The 17,896-nt window shown below is 56.1% G+C and carries 18 protein-coding genes; 12 read left to right on the forward strand and 6 right to left on the reverse strand.

Annotated elements, in window-relative coordinates:
• Position 1: 1 nt before the first annotated feature.
• Both WMW72_RS15195 and WMW72_RS15200 read left to right on the forward strand, forming a co-directional pair.
• Entirely contained in the window at positions 2-475 is a 474-nt protein-coding gene (locus WMW72_RS15195) for a DinB family protein (protein ID WP_341416350.1), read from the forward strand.
• Positions 476-489: 14 nt separating this feature from the next.
• Positions 490-1,671 carry an amidohydrolase gene (locus WMW72_RS15200; RefSeq protein ID WP_341416351.1) on the forward strand — a complete coding sequence of 394 codons (1,182 nt, stop codon included), beginning with the start codon at positions 490-492 and terminating at the stop codon, positions 1,669-1,671.
• Positions 1,672-1,814: 143 nt separating this feature from the next.
• Here WMW72_RS15200 and WMW72_RS15205 read toward each other — a convergent pair whose 3' ends face one another.
• A complete protein-coding gene (locus tag WMW72_RS15205) occupies positions 1,815-2,672 on the reverse strand; it encodes an aldo/keto reductase (protein ID WP_341416352.1) in 858 nt (285 codons plus the stop codon).
• Positions 2,673-2,754: 82 nt separating this feature from the next.
• On the opposite strand from WMW72_RS15205, the gene solA reads away from it, so the two are divergent.
• From solA to WMW72_RS15225, 4 genes are all read left to right on the forward strand, one after another.
• Entirely contained in the window at positions 2,755-3,897 is a 1,143-nt protein-coding gene (gene solA / locus WMW72_RS15210; RefSeq protein WP_341416353.1) for an N-methyl-L-tryptophan oxidase, read from the forward strand.
• A 340-nt stretch (positions 3,898-4,237) separates the two neighbouring features.
• The gene (locus WMW72_RS15215) at positions 4,238-5,404 is read left to right on the forward strand and encodes a Gfo/Idh/MocA family protein (protein WP_341416354.1); all 1,167 of its coding nucleotides are present in this window, start codon (positions 4,238-4,240) and stop codon (positions 5,402-5,404) included.
• Positions 5,405-5,529: 125 nt separating this feature from the next.
• Positions 5,530-6,261, forward strand: coding sequence for a ThuA domain-containing protein (locus tag WMW72_RS15220; protein WP_341416355.1), 732 nt, complete (start codon positions 5,530-5,532; stop codon positions 6,259-6,261).
• 22 nt (positions 6,262-6,283) lie between these two features.
• Positions 6,284-7,378: a Gfo/Idh/MocA family protein gene (locus tag WMW72_RS15225; protein WP_341416356.1), complete on the forward strand. Its 1,095-nt coding sequence runs from the start codon at positions 6,284-6,286 to the stop codon at positions 7,376-7,378.
• A gap of 130 nt (positions 7,379-7,508) precedes the next feature.
• Here the strand turns inward: WMW72_RS15225 and WMW72_RS15230 are convergent, their stop codons facing one another.
• Positions 7,509-8,750, reverse strand: a complete 1,242-nt coding sequence (locus WMW72_RS15230) for an ROK family transcriptional regulator (protein WP_341416357.1) — start codon at positions 8,748-8,750, stop codon at positions 7,509-7,511.
• A 147-nt stretch (positions 8,751-8,897) separates the two neighbouring features.
• On the opposite strand from WMW72_RS15230, the gene xylA reads away from it, so the two are divergent.
• Both xylA and xylB read left to right on the forward strand, forming a co-directional pair.
• A complete protein-coding gene (xylA, locus tag WMW72_RS15235; protein ID WP_341416358.1) occupies positions 8,898-10,214 on the forward strand; it encodes a xylose isomerase in 1,317 nt (438 codons plus the stop codon).
• 23 nt (positions 10,215-10,237) lie between these two features.
• A complete protein-coding gene (xylB, locus tag WMW72_RS15240; RefSeq protein WP_341416359.1) occupies positions 10,238-11,728 on the forward strand; it encodes a xylulokinase in 1,491 nt (496 codons plus the stop codon).
• Between the two features lie 115 nt (positions 11,729-11,843).
• On the opposite strand, the gene ytxJ is transcribed toward xylB, so the two are convergent.
• The gene (ytxJ, locus tag WMW72_RS15245) at positions 11,844-12,182 is read right to left on the reverse strand and encodes a bacillithiol system redox-active protein YtxJ (protein WP_341416360.1); all 339 of its coding nucleotides are present in this window, start codon (positions 12,180-12,182) and stop codon (positions 11,844-11,846) included.
• A gap of 225 nt (positions 12,183-12,407) precedes the next feature.
• Positions 12,408-12,797, reverse strand: a complete 390-nt coding sequence (locus tag WMW72_RS15250; protein WP_341416361.1) for a tautomerase family protein — start codon at positions 12,795-12,797, stop codon at positions 12,408-12,410.
• Between the two features lie 204 nt (positions 12,798-13,001).
• Between WMW72_RS15250 and WMW72_RS15255 the strand changes: the two genes are divergently transcribed.
• Entirely contained in the window at positions 13,002-13,337 is a 336-nt protein-coding gene (locus WMW72_RS15255) for a hypothetical protein (protein WP_341416362.1), read from the forward strand.
• 276 nt (positions 13,338-13,613) lie between these two features.
• Here the strand turns inward: WMW72_RS15255 and WMW72_RS15260 are convergent, their stop codons facing one another.
• Positions 13,614-13,829, reverse strand: coding sequence for a hypothetical protein (locus WMW72_RS15260; protein WP_341416363.1), 216 nt, complete (start codon positions 13,827-13,829; stop codon positions 13,614-13,616).
• A 336-nt stretch (positions 13,830-14,165) separates the two neighbouring features.
• A complete protein-coding gene (locus WMW72_RS15265) occupies positions 14,166-14,495 on the reverse strand; it encodes a carboxymuconolactone decarboxylase family protein (protein ID WP_341416364.1) in 330 nt (109 codons plus the stop codon).
• Between the two features lie 177 nt (positions 14,496-14,672).
• On the opposite strand from WMW72_RS15265, the gene WMW72_RS15270 reads away from it, so the two are divergent.
• From WMW72_RS15270 to WMW72_RS15280, 3 genes are all read left to right on the forward strand, one after another.
• On the forward strand, positions 14,673-15,578 hold the full coding sequence (locus tag WMW72_RS15270) for an alpha/beta hydrolase family protein (RefSeq protein WP_341416365.1): 906 nt from the start codon (positions 14,673-14,675) through the stop codon (positions 15,576-15,578).
• 169 nt (positions 15,579-15,747) lie between these two features.
• Positions 15,748-16,626 (forward strand): VOC family protein, encoded by an 879-nt coding sequence (locus WMW72_RS15275; protein WP_341416366.1) that lies wholly within the window; start codon positions 15,748-15,750, stop codon positions 16,624-16,626.
• A gap of 48 nt (positions 16,627-16,674) precedes the next feature.
• Positions 16,675-17,889: an ABC transporter substrate-binding protein gene (locus WMW72_RS15280; protein WP_341416367.1), complete on the forward strand. Its 1,215-nt coding sequence runs from the start codon at positions 16,675-16,677 to the stop codon at positions 17,887-17,889.
• Positions 17,890-17,896 lie beyond the last annotated feature (7 nt).

The raw sequence follows: 17,896 nt of genomic DNA on the forward strand, positions 1-17,896 counted from the left end.
AATGAGCCAGGAGCAACAAACGATTGATTTGCAGCAATATGAGGGAACACTGCAGTTATTGAAGCACGCTGTAGAAGGTTTGGACGGGGAACAGCTGAAGCGCAAGCCGGCTCCCGACAAATGGAGCGTCACGGAGGTTTTGTCCCATTTGACAGATCATAATATTGTGACGACCTTCCGCATCCGCCAAATCATCTCGGAGGAGGAGCCCAAGCTCCCTCCGTTCGATCAAGACCCCTGGGTAAGCCGCACGCGGGCCAACGAGAGCGATATTGCCGACATCTTCGCTGTGTATCAGGCCTTGCTGACCTATAATGCGCTGCTGCTACGCCGGATTGCCGCAGACGATTTTAACCGTACCGGCATCAATGTTAGAGGAAAATCAGTGTCGCTTGCCGAACTTCTTAAAGCATACGTCGATCACGTCCATGTTCATCTGGGGCAAATCGACCGCATCAAACAAGCTGTCATCTAAAGGAGATCAACCGCATGACATCTGAAATGTTCCTGGAAGAAGCGGGAGAGCTTAGGGAACGGCTGATTGGCTTCCGCCGTGAGCTGCACCGCTTTCCCGAGCTGTCCATGCAGGAGATCGAGACGACGCGCAAGATCCGTGAGGCGCTGACGGCTGAGGGTATTACGCTGCTGCCACTCTCGCTGAAGGTTGGTGTGCTGGCTGAGATCGAGGGAGACGAACCGGGACCGACGATTGCGCTGCGGGCGGATATCGACGCATTGCCGATCACGGAGGAAACGGGCCTGCCGTTCGCTTCCGAGGTTCCGGGCAAGATGCATGCCTGCGGGCATGACTTCCATACCTCGGCAATTCTTGGAGCGGCTCTGCTGCTGCACCGCAATAGACGGAGACTTCGGGGCAAGGTACGCCTGCTGTTCCAGCCGGGCGAGGAGAAGGGAATCGGGGCCAAGGCTCTGCTGGATGCAGGGGCGCTGGATGGCGTGCAGGCTATCTTCGGGATGCACAACAAGCCTGACCTTCCGGTAGGTACCGTTGGTCTGAAGACGGGGGCGCTGATGGCCAGCGTCGACGGCTTCAAGATCACGGTGACCGGCAAAGGCGGGCATGCCGCCATCCCTGATGCCGCGATCGATCCGATTGTCGCCGCCAGCGCTATTGTCGGCGGGCTGCAGACGGCCGTCAGCCGCAGCATCAGCCCATTCGACTCCGCGGTGCTCAGCGTCTGCAGCTTCCACGCAGGCACGAGCTGGAATGTCATCCCCGATGAGGCGGTGCTGGACGGCACGGTCCGGACCTTCCGCCCTGAAGTGCGGGCACGCATTCCCGAGCTGCTGGAGCGGATCGCATCCGGCATCGCCGCCGGGTATGGCGCCGAGATCAAGCTGAGCTGGTTTGCAGGCATTCCAAGTGTCAGCAATGCAGCTTCGGCGGTCGCCATTGCGCATGAGGCTGCCGAGTTGGTCGGCTTGACGGTGACGGAAGCCATCCCTTCAGCCGGAGGGGAAGATTTTGCCCATTACCAGGAGCGGGTGCCGGGCTGTTTCGTCTGGGTAGGCACCAGCGGCACGGAGGAGTGGCATCATCCGAAGTTCACGCTGAACGAGGATGCCTTGGCCCCGGCTGCGGCGTTGTTCGCGCAGACCGCAGTTCTGGCTCTGGAGCAGAGCTGGGAAGTTGCCGCTGCCGTACGCTGAAGCACGAAAAGGCTGCCGTCTTGCAGGGGAACCTGCTGGCCGGCAGCCTTCTTGGATTGTTTGCTCCGCCCGAGGCGGCCATCGCTCAAGTATTCGTCCCTGCTCCTGCGTAGTGCAAGCCAGAGAAAGCGGCAGGTGGATGCCTAGCGAACGTACCACTCGCCGGACATCCAGTCGTTGGCCTTCCAGCGCAGTACATCGGGGGTTGCCAGATGGGCGATCTCCTTGAGAAATTCGAGCTGCTCCAGCTCGCTCATCGGCGTGAAGCGCTCGGCGACCGCTAAGTTATTCTCCAGCTGTTCCATCGTTTCCATCCCGATGATCGCCGTGGCGATCGGCAGGGACAGCGTGTAGCGGAGCGCCTGCTCGTACCAGGGGGCCAGCTTGCCCAGCGCAATGACCTTCATCCCGATGACGGCTACACCTCTGCGTGTGGCCTCCGGGAGGAATTCATGTGCAAAGCTGTAGATCCAATGATCGGCCGCAGAGAGCGCCACCAGAGCGCTGTCGAACGGGAAGCGCCGGATCGCCTCGACGAGCACCTGCGGGTTAGTATGACCGCTGACGCTGATCGCCCTGATCACTCCCTGTTCCTTGGCCTCGACAAGCGCTTCAAGGGCGCCGCCGGGCGCGAGGCAGCGGTCCAGATCGTCCATATGGACGAGATTGTGAAGCCTCCACTCCTCGATGTGATCCGTGCGCAGCCGCTTCAAGGTGGATTCCAGTAGACGCCAGGAGCCGTCGCGGGTGCGGTCGTGAGTTTTGGACGCGATCCAGGCCTGATCGCGCTTGCCCTCCAGAGCGAGACCGAGCCGTTCTTCTGCTTGGCCGTCCGAATAGCTCGGCGCCGTATCGAAATACGTGATGCCTGCCTCTAGTGCACGGTGGACGATACGGACCGCCTCGGCTTCTGAGCAGCCGTGTTCGTCTACCATACGCTGGGAGCCGAAGCTGAGCAGCGGGAAGCTGGCACCGGTCTGGCCGAATGCTCTCATTTCCATAGCTATCCACTCCTTATAGTCAGAAATTGTATGTTGCCAGTATAGCATAAAACTTGTATGCGAAGGAAAGCGGGGAAATCCGATGCGCACCACCTACGACGTTATCATAGCTGGCGCCGGCTCTATGGGCATGAGCGCTGGTTATTACTTAGCTCAAAGAAACCTCCATGTGCTGCTGATCGACCGGTTCGATCCCCCACATACGAGCGGCAGCCACAATGGAGATACAAGGCTGATCCGTCATGCCTACCCAGGCAGTCTTACCTATACGGAAATGGCTCTCCGCTCCGATCAGCTCTGGACAGAGCTTGAGGAGGCGAGCGGCGAGACGCTGCTTGTCCGCTCCGGCGTGCTCAATCTGGGGTCGGAAGAGCTGTCCATGATCGGGGAGAAAAAGAAACGCGCCCAGCAATTCGGACTCGATGTCGAGCTGGTATCGGCTGCAGATATCTCGGTCCGATGGCCGGGCATTGCACTGCCTGCCGGTTATGCGGGGGTGTACGAGCGCAACGCAGGCTATCTGTTTAGCGAAGCGTGCGTCCGCGCCTACCGGCAGCAGGCGTTGGCCTTGGGGGCGGAGCTGCTGCCGAATACGGCAGTTACCGGCATTCAGGCGGGTACGGATGGCAGCGTGAGCGTGCAGACCAGCTCCGGAACATTTTCGGCGAAGAAGGCCGTCGTTAGCCTAGGCGCCTGGTTCGGCGGGCTGGAGGGCTTGCCTCCGCTGCCTATCCGTCCTGTACGCAAGGCGGTCGGCTGGTTCGAAGCGCCGGAGGCGCTGTACGATGTCGCGCATTTCCCGGGCTTTACCATTACGGATACGTCGGGGGCGGGCTTTTACGGCTTCCCGAGCGTGGACGGCTCAGGCGTTAAGATTGGGCGTCATGACCGAGGTCAGGATTGGGCGCCGGGACAGCCCTTCGAGCCGTTCGGGCATTATCCCGAGGACGAGGCGGAGCTGCGTGCGGGCCTGGAAGCCTTATTCCCGCAGGCGGCCGGAAGGCTGCTGCGGGGGGCGGTATGCAAGTATGAGTTCACTCCCGACGAGGACTTCATCATCGATCTGCATCCGCAGAACCGCAACATTGTCATAGCCGGAGGCTTCTCCGGACATGGCTTTAAATTCGCCAGTGCAGTAGGTGAGATTGCTGCCGATCTGCTGACAGAAGGCCGGTCGCGATTCGATCTGTCGCCGTTCTCGTTGGGGCGGTTCGGTTCTTTGTAACGAAATGAACCTTGGACGGCAAATAGTCCGCCCTCTGAAGGCTAAGACGGGAAAGCTGTATATATGGCTGTCTCTGGAGTAAGAGTACCGGAGCATCGGTACATAAATAGAACAAGAAACAGCCGGACTTGTGTCCGGCTGTTTCTGCGTAAAGAGAGTATCGGGAGAGACATGTTCCTGCAGGGAGTAATATTTGTTTCCTCCTTGAGGTTCAAACGAAGGCAAAAAAAGAATTGACAATTCATGCCTTCGATGAGAAAATGAACGCGCGTACATTATATCTTTTTCTAATGAAATCAGTAGACTTGATTAGCGAATATTTCACGGGAGGAAGGGTCCTATGAATGACAAACGCATATCCGTAGGGATGGTCGGCTACAAGTTTATGGGCAAGGCGCATAGTCATGCGTACCGCGATTTGCCGATGTTTTTTCCACAGGCGGTTCAGCCCCGCATGGCCGCGATTTGCGGACGGAACGAGGAGAGCGTGGCACGTGCGGCCAGGCAGTTTGGCTGGGAGAGCTACATGACGGATTGGAGGCAGCTGCTGGAGCGGGACGATATCGACCTTATCGACATCAACGCCCCGAGCGATGCGCATAAAGAGATTGCGCTGGCTGCCGCCAAGGCGGGCAAGCATTTGTTCTGCGAGAAGCCGCTAGCGCTTACATTGGCGGATAGCCGGGAGATGCTGCAGGCTGCGGAGGAAGCGGGCGTTAAGCATATGATCGGCTTCAATTACCGCTTCGCTCCGGCGGTCCAGCTGGCCAAGAAGCTGGTGGAGGACGGCAGACTCGGACGTATTTACCATTTCCGGGCCTGGTTTCTGCAGGATTGGATCGTGGACCCTGATTTCCCGCTGGTCTGGCGCTTGCAGAAGGAGGTTGCCGGATCCGGCTCGCACGGGGATCTCGGTGCACATCTGATCGACCTGGCTCACTTCCTGGTCGGTGACATGTCCGAGGTCATCGGGATGAGTGAGACGTTCGTCAAGGAGCGGCCGCTGCCCGAATCGATGGAAGGCCTGAGCGCCAAAGGCAGCAAGGATGCACCGCGCGGAGAAGTCACCGTCGACGACGCGACGTTATTCCTGACAAGATTTGCTTCAGGCGCGCTGGGCAGCTTCGAGGCCACACGCTTCGCTCCCGGGCACCGCTGCACGAATGCTTTCGAGATCAACGGCAGCAAGGGCAGTGTGAAATTCGATTTCGAGCGAATGAACGAACTGCAGGTGTATTTCACGGATGATGCGGACGATGTCCAGGGCTTCCGGCGGGTGCTGGCGACCGACCCGGCTCATGCCTACAGTGAGGCGTGGTGGCCGCCCGGACATACGATCGGCTATGAGCACACCTTCATTCACGAGATGGTGGAGCTGATGAATGCGCTGGAGGAAGACCGGCAGCCCGTGCCGAATTTTACCGATGGGGTCAAATGCCAGCAGGTGCTTGAAGCGGTAGAACGATCGATTGAGGAGCGCCGTTGGGTGCGAGTGGAAGAGTTATAGCAGGTGAAATAGGTGTAGCCGGAGATCCGGTGAAAGCAGGAATGAGTAGGCATCTGTGTCGGCGCAGGTGCCCGGAATACGGTTTTATAAGGGCAGGTATCTCATAGGAACGGGAGGAAGCTGAGATGAAGAAAGCGCTGATCGTATGGGGCGGCTGGGACGGCCACGAGCCTGAGCTTGTAGCGGGGCTGCTGGGCGGCTTGCTGAAGGAAGAGGGCTTCGAGGTAGAAATAGCGAATACCCTGGAGGCATTCGCAGATGCGGAGAAGCTGCGTTCACTTGATCTGATCGTGCCGGTCTGGACGATGGGGGAAATCTCGCGTGAACAGGTGCGTCACGTGTCCGAGGCTGTGCAGGCGGGCGTTGGTCTAGCCGGCTGTCATGGGGGGATGTGCGATGCTTTCCGCACGGACACGGATTGGCAGTTTATGACAGGCGGGAACTGGGTGGCTCATCCGGGCAATGACGGATTGGATTACGAGGTGGAGGTTAGGGAGGACGCGGATTCGCTGCTTCAGGGTATCGGCAACTTCCGGATATCCAGCGAGCAGTATTACTTGCACGTCGATCCGGCGGTGGATGTGCTGGCGACAACCCGATTTCCGCTGGCACCGGGCCCTCACAGCCTGAATAAGCCGGTCGACATGCCGGTCGTTTGGACCAAGCGCTGGGGTGTCGGACGCGTGTATTATTGCTCGCTCGGCCATCATGCCGATGTGCTGGAGATTCCGCAGGTCAAGGAAATCATGCGCCGGGGCTTGCTGTGGGCGGCAGAGGGCAAGAAGCTCGCCGAAGGGCAGGACCAAGAAGCTGCTTTCAAGGGCGCGTATACGGGTATGAGCGATAGCATCATTTAATGATCGGGAGGAGAGTCTGAACATGAGCAAGAGGAAAATTAAAGTCGGTATTATCGGCTGCGGCAACATCAGCGGTATTTATCTGAAGAACGGCAGTCTCTATGAGAGCTATGAGGTGACAGCCTGCGCGGATATCGATCTTCCCCGGGCGGAAGCCAAAGCTCTGGAGCACGGCATCCGGGCGCTGACCGTAGACGGGCTGCTGGCTGACCCGGACATCGAGATTGTCATCAATCTGACCATCCCGGCTGTGCACGCAACCGTCTGCCTGCAGGTGCTGGAAGCGGGCAAGCATGTGTACGTGGAGAAGCCGCTCGCCGTCACCCGGGAGGACGGGCGCCGCATCCTGGAGCTTGCAGAGAGCAAGGGGCTGCGCGTTGGCTGCGCACCGGATACCTTCCTCGGGGGAGGCATTCAAACCTGCCGGCAGCTGATCGATGAAGGTGCGATCGGGGTGCCGGTCGCTGCGACGGGCTTTATGATGTCCAGAGGTGTCGAGCACTGGCATCCTGACCCGCAGTTTTACTATGAGCTGGGCGGCGGGCCTATGTTCGACATGGGGCCGTATTACTTGACGGCGCTTGTTGCGCTGCTGGGGCCGATCCGCCGGGTGACTGGTTCGGCACGCATTTCCTTCCCTCAGCGTACGGTGAGCAGCCAGCCGAAGGCAGGCACGGTGATCGACGTGAAGACGCCGACCCATGTGGCCGGTGTGCTGGATTTTGCAGGCGGCGCGATTGCAACGCTTGTCACCAGCTTCGATATTATGGGCGGCACGAACTTGCCGAATCTTGAAATTTACGGTAGCGCAGGCTCGTTGCGCGTGCCAGACCCGAATAATTTCGGTGGCAAGGTCTACCTGCGTCCGTTCGCTTCCAACGAGTGGACGGAGGTGCCGCTCACTCACGGCTATGCGGAGAACAGCCGGGGAATCGGCGTGGCTGATATGGCCGCCGCTATCCTCGAAGGCAGACCGCACCGGGCGAGCGGCGCACTGGCTTACCATGTGCTGGATGCGATGCATGGTTTCCACGACGCTTCCGCCGAGGGGCGGCACGTCGAGCTGCAGAGCGAATGCACCGTGCCGGAGCCGCTGTCGGCCACAACGAAGCTGTAGCTGTCGGCCGAGGCCTCGTAACTGCAGTAGCGCAACAGCCTTGGCAAAGACAAGCAGGATGGCACTCTTCCGAAACGCATTGCGTTCCGGGAGGGGCCATCCTGTTCGTTCATCGTTCATGCAAACCGTATTACTCCCAGGTCGCTTTCATCGTGGAGAAAAAGCGCTGGATCGCCATGGAGGCGGCGCCCAGTGCGGCCGATGAATGGCCGAGCTGCGAGTAGGCGACCGAAGCTCGGCTGCGGTGGAAGGCCAGGCTGCGCGAATCCAGCGTCTCGTAGACCGCTTCTCCAATCCACGCGGAGGCCAGAGACATCCGATTGCCGATAACAATCAGCTCGGGATTGAATACATTCACGAGATTGGCGATACCGGTGCCGAGCCAGCGGCCTGTATCGGCGAACAGACGCCTGGCCTCCGGATCACCCTGACGGGCGAGGCTCAGCAGCGTATCCAGATTGGGTGCCGCTGCATCTGCATCTGCCGCATCGTCGTAGGCGGCGCGGGCATTGACCAGCAGCGCCTTCTCCGAGGCAAAGGTTTCCCAGCAGCCGCGGTTTCCGCAGCCGCATAGCGGACCGTCCTGTGCGAGCGCCATATGCCCAACCTCGCCGGAGAAGCCGGAAAAGCCCCGGTACAACGTATCGTTCAGAATAATCCCGGCGCCGATCCCCATTCCCACACTGATATAAAGCAGATTGGACACATCCCGTCCAGCTCCGAATTCCTTCTCACCGAGCGCCCCAGCATTCGCTTCGTTGTCAATGACGACATCCACGCCAAATTCCTCAGCCAGGATCGACTGCAGCGGCACGTCCGTCCAACCGAGATTCGGTGCGGACAGTACGCTGCCCTGGTCATCGACGAGACCGGGCACACCGATGCCGATGCCGATAACGCCGTAGGGAGACGCAGGTACATGGGGCATCAACCCACGGATCGTCTTCTTCAGCTTGTCCGTGAGCGCCCCAGCCTCCAGCTCGGCGATATCGATTCGTTTCTTCTTCACGACGGCTCCGCTCAGGTCCGTAATCATGGCTAGCATATAATTGACGCCCAGATCGACGCCGATGGCGAAGCCGGCACGCTCATTGAACAACAGCATCACGGGCTTGCGTCCGCCGCTCGACTCCCCAAGCCCTGTCTCCGAGGCGAAGCTGCTCTCGATCAGCTCGTTCACCAGCGCTGAGACGGTAGCCTTATTCAGTCCGGTCCGGGCCGAAATATCCGCGCGGGAGATTGGAAATTGCCGCCGGATCGTATCGAGGACGAGGTACTTATTAATTTTCTTAATCAGTTGATGATCACCGGTTATTTTCATGCGGGCTCCTTGTTCGCTTACGTCTTCTTCATGTAGCTTTACCTTCATCATAACATGTTTGAGGAGAAAGAACAGCACAACTTTCTTTGTTTACTAGACAAACAAAGTAACCCGTGTTACCATACAAGTAAGCGGTACCATCAATGGTGCCATCATACCCATTATTAAAATGGAATATACGTGTCGGGAGGAATCTGCATGAGTTATTTTCAATCCGTGCCAGCTATTGCCTATGAAGGAAGAGAGTCGAAAAATCCGTTTGCGTATAAGCACTATAACAAATCCGAGGTGGTGCTCGGCAAAACCCAGGAGGAGCATCTGCGTCTTGCAGTTGCTTACTGGCATACGCTGACGGCCGGAGGCAGCGATCCGTTCGGGACAGACACGGCCATTCGTCCGTGGAGCTCGTACAGCGGGCTGGATCTGGCGAAGGTGCGCGTCGAGGCGGCTTTTGAATTTCTGGAGAAGCTCGGAGTGCCGTACTTCTGCTTCCACGATCGGGACATCGCGCCGGAAGGCGATACGCTCAAGGAGACCAATGAGAATCTCGATGTGATCATCGGCCTAATGAAGGATCGGATGCAATCGAGCGGCGTCAAGCTGCTGTGGAATACGGCCAATATGTTCTCAAATCCGCGTTTTGTGCACGGAGCGGCGACAACATCTAATGCCGAGGTGTACGCGTATGCGGCCGCTCAGGTGAAAAAGGGTCTGGAAACCGCTGTGGAGCTCGGCGCCGAAAACTACGTATTCTGGGGCGGCCGCGAAGGCTATGAGTCGCTGCTGAATACGAATCTCGGGCTGGAGCTGGATAACCTGGCTCGCTTCTACCACATGGCGGTGGATTATGCCCGCGAGATTGGCTTTACAGGACAATTTCTGATCGAGCCGAAGCCGAAGGAGCCGACCAAGCATCAGTATGACTTCGATGCGGCGACCTCGATCGCTTTCCTGCAGAAATACGGGCTGGAGAAGCACTTCAAGCTGAATCTCGAAGCGAACCATGCGACGCTGGCTGGCCATACATTCGAGCATGAGCTGCGTGTCGCGAGGACCAATGGGATGCTCGGTTCCATCGATGCCAACCAGGGAGATCTGCTGCTGGGCTGGGATACGGACGAATTCCCGACTGACCTGTATGCCGTAACGCTCGCGATGTATGAGATTTTGCAGAACGGAGGCCTTGGATCTGGCGGAGTCAACTTCGATGCCAAGGTGAGACGCTCGTCGTTCGAGCCGGAGGATTTGTTCCACGCCCATATCGCAGGGATCGATACGTTCGCGCGGGGCTTGAAGGCAGCAGCGAAGCTGACCCAAGACGGGTTCTTCGAGCAGCTCGTGAAGGACCGCTACAGCACGTTCGAAAGCGGTATCGGCCTGGAGATCGTCTCAGGAACAACCGACTTCCGCAAGCTGGAGCAGTATGCACTGGCTCAAGATGGCGTCATCCGTAACAAGTCCAGCCAGCTGGAGCGTATCAAGTCTCAGCTGAATGATTACATCTTTTCGGTATAAACAACCAGGGGAGGCCAGGCATCATGAGTTATGTGATTGGCATTGATCTGGGGACGGGATCGGTGAAGGCTCTTCTTGTGAACAAACAGGGTGAGCTGTGCGGGGAAGCTTCCCGCTCCTATCCGCTGCTGCAGCCGCAGGCAGGCTATAGCGAGCAGGACCCGGAGCAGTGGGTCGAGCAGACGATTGAGGCGCTGCGTGCGCTGCTGGAGCAGTCCGGCGTGAACCCGGATGAGGTGGAGGGCATCAGCTTCTCCGGGCAAATGCATGGACTCGTGCTGCTCGATGCCAACGGGGACGTGCTGCGCCCGGCCATTCTGTGGAACGATACCCGTACGACAGCGCAATGCCGAAGGATCGAGGCGGTGCTGGGGGACCGTCTGCTGGATGTGACCAAGAATGCTGCGCTCGAAGGGTTCACACTGCCCAAGCTGCTGTGGGTACAGGAGCATGAGCCAGAGCTGCTGGACCGGGCGGCGGTCTTCCTGCTGCCGAAGGATTATCTCCGCTACCGGATCACCGGCAGCCTGCATATGGAGCTAAGTGATGCGGCAGGGACGCTATTGCTGAATGTCACTGGTGGAAGCTGGAGCGAAGAGATCTGCGACGCCTTCGGTCTCGACCGTAAGCTGTGTCCGTCCCTGGTCGGCTCGCTGGAGCAGACAGGAACGGTGCAGGGGGACTTCGGCAGACGCTGCGGACTAACGGAGACCACCCGCGTATTCGCAGGAGGGGCCGATAATGCCTGCGGAGCCGTGGGAGCCGGGATCGTGGCGCCGGGTGCAGCTTTGTGCAGCATTGGAACCTCAGGCGTATTGCTCTCCTATGAGGAGGAGAACCGTGACTTTGGCGGCAAGCTGCATTTCTTCAATCACGCGCAGCCGGATAGCTATTACGCGATGGGCGTCACGCTGGCGGCTGGCTATAGCCTGGATTGGCTGAAGAAAACCGTAGCTCCGGACGAAAGCTTCGAGTCCTTGCTTTCAGCTGCAGGCGAGGTGCCTGCCGGTGCGGGAGGGCTGCTGTTCACGCCTTATCTCGTCGGCGAGCGGACTCCCCATGCGGATTCGGCGATCCGGGGGAGCTTCATCGGATTGGATGGCGCGCATCGGCGCGAGCATCTGACCCGGGCGGTATTGGAGGGGATCACTTTTTCTCTGAACGAATCGGTGGAGCGTCTGCGGGAGGCGGGTGTAGCTGTCGACACGATTGTCTCGATCGGTGGAGGAGCCAAGAGCGGGCTATGGCTGCAGATGCAGGCGGATATTTTCGGCGCAGCCGTCGTCAGCCTAGAGAACGAGCAGGGACCTGCGCTGGGAGCGGCAATGCTGGCCGCCGTCGGTTCTGGATGGTTCGAGAGCCTGAGCGATTGCGCAGCTATCTTTGTCCGCCGGGCCCGCACGTTCTCGCCGGACGCGGAGCGGACAGCCACGTACAGGGAGCTTTTCGGACTTTACCGGGATGTATACGAGAGCACTAAAGAGCTGAATCACAGGCTGCATGCTTTTCGTTAAAGGGCAATACATCCTATGCTCTGAGCAAGACAAGAAACCGCGGGCAAGAGACCCGCGGTTTTTTGATGATCAGAAATTCGGTATAGAGGCCAGTTGGCATTCACATACTCCGATATTAGTCGAGAACGGCTGTTATATGCGCATTGGTCACTGACCAATGTGTAGCACTCCAATACTTGGCCTTGTCCTTAAAGTAAATAATTTGTGGGGATTCGTGCTTTACGCTTAAATCCTCGGCGATTTGATTGGAAACCGGGCGCGACTCGATGACCTTCACAAGAGTATAGTCCAGATCCGGATTTGGCTTTTGTTGCAAATACTGCTCAAATTCCTGAAGTGCATTGGCGCTAACCGGGCAGGTTGTGCTATGCTTCAGAATGACTTGTCCACGCTCTGCCGACTTCTCCAGCAATGCATTCCATTCGTCCAAAGTCGTAATTTCTTTCCAAGCCATATCGATCTCTCCTTTTATGTTGTTACATTTGTATAATTATCGAATCAATTGATTGGATTTTAATCCTAATACAGCCTGTAGTCAAGTGCAGATATGCATGCCTGACAAAAAAATCTGCTGACATCTGCAAAAGGTCAGCTACTCCGACCATGTCCGTGAGTTTGGCTTCTATGGACGGGAAATAAAAAAGCAACCTCATCGGCTGCTCGCTTGTTCTATCGTCAGTTACACATTCACTTTGTAGTTTAATTGAAGCTCGTCGGCCGGTAAGCCGCGGATTCCCCAGTTATGCTTAGGTGTTTCAAACAGGGTGATTTCGAGGTCATTCGGTGAAATCCCTACAAGCTCTTCGATGCGCTGGAACAGCAGCCTAATCAACTGTTTCTTGGCTTCGACAGATCTTCCTTCAAACATGCTGACTTCAATGATGGTATACGCATCGGAGCGGTCACCGCCGAATATAAAATCTTCTTTCTGTAAAGAGATAAAGCGGTGGAACCTCTTGTCGGCAGGGAATTGGAAGGCATCCACGATGCAAGAATGAATGACCTCTGACAGCTGCGACTTGATCGGACTCAGTTTTTCATGTAACCCATAAATTTTGATTTGTGCCATGCTCTCATCTCACCTTTCTATGCTCAACTCAGCTCAACTCTTACCCATTGTAATCGATTTAAGGAAAATTGTCATGCTTACACAAATCTTTATCCAGGATATTCAAAAAAATAGTTGCAAAACTAATTAATCCGAGTATAATACTAGGTATACAGATTTTGTGAGCTTACGAAAACAGAACGTTGAACGAAAGAAGGTTCGGTCATGGTCGACATTCAACAAAACATCAGAAAATCCTGGTTTGACGATTACCTGGATTTATATAATTTCGCGGGATCCTTGGGAGATACCGAATGGCAAGCACAGATTATGCATACACTCCGATATGAACAGCATGCAATGGCAAGCAATATTCAGCAGGCGATCCAACGTGAGCTATGGCGCGAATTTGCAGTATTGAACAGCAGGCTGCTCGAATTATTCGCCAAGCTTGAACAAAGCCGCAGTCTGTATGAAAAGGCGAAGATGCAAGAGACGGTCATGGATTTAAAAAAACAGCGTCTCGAAGTAAGCCGCAAAATCGTATCTTATACGGCTTAACAAGGTCCGTGTGGGATCACATATATAATAGAAGAAACGGATATATAGAAACTTGCGCATAGTGACGCGGGCGTGAACAGGGATAACGAAGAAGGAAAGAAAGGCGTGCGGGGAAAATAAAAAAATGAAGGCAGTTAGCTGTCTAATGTGCCGTCATTCAGGGTTGAACTATGCTGGGGAGCATACAGAAGACTGTTCTGCAGACAAGGCGTTCACGAATTGTAGGGATTCGGAGAACCGCCGATTGTAAGTAAGATCCAAGTAAGTATAGTTGAATTACATTGCGGATTGTTTAGCTTCAGCCATCATGTTCATCATCATGGTCATCATCTCATCGCATTGCTGCATGTTCTTCATCATCATGTCCATATCCATACCGTCCATCATGTTCATGGAAGACATGTTGTCCATCATCATCTTCATACACTCCATGCGCGTCATCATGTCCTTCATGCACATCGTCATCATCATGTTCATGCACATTTTTTCCATTGTTGTTTCTCCTCTTTTCATTTGGGTTTTGGTTTCTTCATTTACGAGATTACTATATCTTGGTATTGAAGTCAATAATTTTTTCTTGCTTTTTTTCCAATGCTATGATACTATATTAAACTTATTAATCAAATCGGAATTAGGTTAAACCCCAATAAACCTCAGGTGTTCAGGCTTCAGTGAAGCGTGGTGCTTGAGGTTTTTTTGTGCATGGTACAGGATATTTCAGAGCGAGATAGTCCGGACGGAGCCTTACAGCTGATGCCAAAAAGCCCGATGCCTGGTTAGCATCGAGCAGACGAAGCGGGTTTGATCGGGCGAACATTCCCGAATGGATTAACCTGCAGCTTGGGCAGTTAGAAATTCGTCGATGGACTCGGCCACTTCCCGCAGCACCGGAAGGATAGGCACTAGGCCGCCGGCCGGTACGCTGGTCAGCAGGGAAGCGAGAATCTCTTCCTTGGTGGCCCCTGCTCGCAGCGCGAGAGGGATATGGGATTTGACAGCCGGCGCATAGCCGAGAGCGGCCAGATTGGAAATATAGATTAACTGCTGAGTCTTGGGGTCCAGGACGGATTCAGCGATCACGGAGCGGTGAAGCGCGCGGAAATGATTGGCGGTGTCAGGGAACAGTTGAGCAAACAATTCAAAATCCGGATTTTTCATAGATGGAGCTCCTTTCGAATGGGGGAGGGATAAAAAAAGGAGGCGCGGAGCGGTTTCCTTTTTTTTCAATTGTAACACTTTATCAAAATAGGTCAATATGTTACAATAAAAATATTCCGACAAAAATGCTATAGTTTATAATTGGGGATAAATCCAAGAAAGGATGTGTAGGCATAGATGTCTCAATCAGCAGCAGCACCGGTTATCCGGGAAGCCTTCGTATTGGAAGCAGGTACTCTGGAGAATGGGGAACGGCTTTATCTCAGGGGAGATGTTCGTTCTCCTGGGCAGGGGAATTCGGAGGCTACTGAAGAGGTTCGGGACGGGCAGCAGTTGCCGGTTCTGATCATCAGCCACGGCTTCAAGGGCTTCAAGGACTGGGGTTTTTTTCCCTATGCGGCCGAGCGTTTCGCGGCAGCCGGCTATTATACGGTAACGTTCAACTTTTCCTGCAACGGAGTGAACGAAACGGACTTTGACGAGCTGGACAAATTCGCGGTCAATACATATTCGCGTGAACAGGCAGACCTGGCCCTTCTGCTCGATTCCTTGAAGGAAGGCCGGCTCCCTGGGTCTGAGCATGCCGACACGAACCGGATTCATCTGCTCGGCCACAGCCGGGGCGGAGGCAACAGTATTTTGGCGGCTGCAGGGCGACCGGGGGAAGTTAGCTCCGTGACCACGTGGAACGGGAATGCGAATCCGGATTTATTCGATGATGAGTTCAAATCGCAGATTGCCCGAGATGGGGTGGCCTATGTGCCGAATGCGCGGACCAAGCAGGAGATGCCGATCCGCGCGGTTTTCTATGAGGATCTGCGCGAGCAGGGCGAACGCTACAACATAGCAAGCAGACTCGACGAGATCCAAGTTCCTGTGCTGCAAGTGCAGGGGGACCAGGATTCTCCACGGCTGAAGGCCGGGTTTGAGGTGCTGCGTGAAGCAAGCCCCCGCCATGCCGCAGCGATCGTGACGATCGCTGGAGGCACGCATACATTTGGCGCGGTTCATCCATTTCAGGGAACGACGTCTCATCTGGAGGCGGCCTTGGAGGCGACGATATCTTTTCTGAAAAAAATATAGTAGTAAGATATTGACAATCAATGTAATAATGTTACAATTATGAAAAATAATGAAAACCGACTAGGTCGCTAGAGGTCTCTACCCATGTCCGCGCCGCCACAGGTGTGACGCAACGGACGGGAGAGGCCTCTTTGACGTTAAACGGGACATGATTCGAGGAGTGGATGGAGTGGGGTTAGCGTTTGATCATCTGATTCATTTTGTACAGGACCCGGCTGCGGCTGCGGAGGAATTGCAGCGTAGCGGCTTTCACGCCGCTGTAGGCGGCAGGCACGAGTCACTGGGCACGTCCAATGCGCTCGTGTACTTTGGCCTTAGCTATGTGGAGCTTCTGGGCGTATATGACCGCTCGGTAACGGAACGGGCTTCTCATATTCCCGTGATGCGGCAGATTTTGTCTGACCTGGATATTGGGGAGGGACCGGGGACCTTGGCGATCCGTACGTCGGATCTGGAGGCGACGACTGCGAGGCTGCGGGAGCAGGGACTGGGTGTACTGGGACCTTATCAGGGAAGCCGGGAGAGGCCGGACGGTACGGTCGTCCGCTGGTCGATGACGCTGTTAGAGCCGTCTTACGGGGAGCTTCCTCTGCCGTTCTTCATCCAGTGGGAGCAGCATGACGACGATCGCAGGCTGGAGCTGGAGCGTGAAGGTTCTCTGCAATCGCACCCGCGCGGCGATCTGGAACTGGATTATATCGGCCTTGCCGTAGAGGATGCGGAGCGGACAGCTTCCGAATGGGGACGATGGTTTGGACTTCCAGCTGGAGAAACCTTCGAGGATCAGGAGCTGCAAGCCTGGGGCCGCACGCTTAAGCTGCCAGGGGGCAATCTGGTATTTCTGTCTCCCACAGGACCCGGCCGTGTACAGGATACGCTAAGCTTGCGAGGTCCGAGGCCTTTCCTGATTGGCTTGAAACCTAAGGCTGCCGGTGATCATGTCTCAGAAGGTGCCGGGACAGGTGAAGGGGAGCATGGTTCTGAGCACGGCAAGCTGTCGCAGGAGCAATCTTATCTGGGGGCTGTCTGGAAGCTGCCGGTTGCTTGAAGCTAGAGAAGAAGAACTTATACATACACGTTGATGGAGGTCGTACGCATGAGTCAGGTTAAGGGCTATTACCGGAATGCCGGGAAAAGATGGATTTCTTTCGGTCTAATTACGACTATTTTCATGGGAATAGTAGGTTGTGGTGCTTCATCGGGAACTAACACTCCTGCTGCCGCCCCCAAGGAGACGGCGCCGGCAGCAGCGCCCGCCAAACCGCCCGAGGACATCACGCTCGCCGTGGCGGGTCCGATGACCGGGGATGGGGCGTCCTACGGCAAGGCGTTCAAGAACGGTGCGGAGCTCGCGGCTGCCCAGTTCAATGCGGCTGGAGGCTATCAGGGACGCCAGGTTAAGCTCGTCTACGGCGATGACAAGAACGACCCCAAGGAAGCGGCCAATACGGCGCAAAAGCTGGCTTCGGATTCAGCCACCCTCGCGGTCGTCGGACACTGGAGCAGCTCCGCAACACTGGCGGCTATCCCGATCTACAACCGCAGCCAGATTCCGATGATCACGCCGACCGGCTCGCATCCGGACATTACGAAGAAGGAGAACACCTGGATCTTCCGCAGCTGCGCGACGACCGAGATCGAGACCAAGTATAACTCCGACTTTATCGTCAATAAGCAGGGGAAGAAGTCGGTCGCGATCCTGTATATCAACTCGGATTGGGGCAAGTCCGAGGCCGAATTCTTGAAGAAGCACATCGAAGGCTTCGGCGGCAAAGTCGTCGCCTACGAGTCGTATCCGCCAGGTCAGGGCATTGACTTCACGGCGGCGCTGACCAAGGTCAAGGCGGCGAAGCCTGATGCTATCGTGCTGGCCAGCCTCGTCAGCGAGGGCGTGCTGATTCTGAAGCAAGCGAAGCAGCTCGGCATCGACACGCAATTTTTCGGAACGGCAACGTTCTACACCGAGGAGTTTTTGAAGGATAAGGAAGCGGTCGAGGGTGTGTATCTGGACGCACTGTTCTTCCCGGAGACGGACAGCCCGATCGGCAAGAAATTCGTCAGCGATTATAAGCAGAAGTACAACGTTGAGCCCGGCTTCTTCGAAGCGCTGGCCTACGACTCGACGAACCTGATCCTGGAGGCGATCCGCAAGGGCGGAGCAACCCGCGCAGGCATCCGTGATTCGCTGTCGGCCATCAAGGACTTCCCGATCGTCACCGGCGTGGCCACGTTCGATGAGAACCGCAGCGATACGAACAAGACCTATACGAACCTGGTGGTCAAAAACGGCAAGTTCGCGCTGACCAAATAATCGGATA

Source organism: Paenibacillus filicis, from assembly GCF_038070315.1.
In the GTDB taxonomy this organism is placed as follows: Bacteria; Bacillota; Bacilli; order Paenibacillales; family NBRC-103111; genus Paenibacillus_G; species Paenibacillus_G filicis.

Bases quoted from the DNA above. Each gene is read 5' to 3' on its own strand.
- WMW72_RS15195 (WP_341416350.1), top strand. From the start codon at position 2: ATGAGCCAGGAGCAACAAACGATTGATTTGCAGCAATATGAGGGAACA.
- WMW72_RS15200 (WP_341416351.1), top strand. From the start codon at position 490: ATGACATCTGAAATGTTCCTGGAAGAAGCGGGAGAGCTTAGGGAACGG.
- WMW72_RS15205 (WP_341416352.1), bottom strand. From the start codon at position 2,672: ATGGAAATGAGAGCATTCGGCCAGACCGGTGCCAGCTTCCCGCTGCTC.
- solA (WP_341416353.1), top strand. From the start codon at position 2,755: ATGCGCACCACCTACGACGTTATCATAGCTGGCGCCGGCTCTATGGGC.
- WMW72_RS15215 (WP_341416354.1), top strand. From the start codon at position 4,238: ATGAATGACAAACGCATATCCGTAGGGATGGTCGGCTACAAGTTTATG.
- WMW72_RS15220 (WP_341416355.1), top strand. From the start codon at position 5,530: ATGAAGAAAGCGCTGATCGTATGGGGCGGCTGGGACGGCCACGAGCCT.
- WMW72_RS15225 (WP_341416356.1), top strand. From the start codon at position 6,284: ATGAGCAAGAGGAAAATTAAAGTCGGTATTATCGGCTGCGGCAACATC.
- WMW72_RS15230 (WP_341416357.1), bottom strand. From the start codon at position 8,750: ATGATGAAGGTAAAGCTACATGAAGAAGACGTAAGCGAACAAGGAGCC.
- xylA (WP_341416358.1), top strand. From the start codon at position 8,898: ATGAGTTATTTTCAATCCGTGCCAGCTATTGCCTATGAAGGAAGAGAG.
- xylB (WP_341416359.1), top strand. From the start codon at position 10,238: ATGAGTTATGTGATTGGCATTGATCTGGGGACGGGATCGGTGAAGGCT.
- ytxJ (WP_341416360.1), bottom strand. From the start codon at position 12,182: ATGGCTTGGAAAGAAATTACGACTTTGGACGAATGGAATGCATTGCTG.
- WMW72_RS15250 (WP_341416361.1), bottom strand. From the start codon at position 12,797: ATGGCACAAATCAAAATTTATGGGTTACATGAAAAACTGAGTCCGATC.
- WMW72_RS15255 (WP_341416362.1), top strand. From the start codon at position 13,002: ATGGTCGACATTCAACAAAACATCAGAAAATCCTGGTTTGACGATTAC.
- WMW72_RS15260 (WP_341416363.1), bottom strand. From the start codon at position 13,829: ATGGAAAAAATGTGCATGAACATGATGATGACGATGTGCATGAAGGAC.
- WMW72_RS15265 (WP_341416364.1), bottom strand. From the start codon at position 14,495: ATGAAAAATCCGGATTTTGAATTGTTTGCTCAACTGTTCCCTGACACC.
- WMW72_RS15270 (WP_341416365.1), top strand. From the start codon at position 14,673: ATGTCTCAATCAGCAGCAGCACCGGTTATCCGGGAAGCCTTCGTATTG.
- WMW72_RS15280 (WP_341416367.1), top strand. From the start codon at position 16,675: ATGAGTCAGGTTAAGGGCTATTACCGGAATGCCGGGAAAAGATGGATT.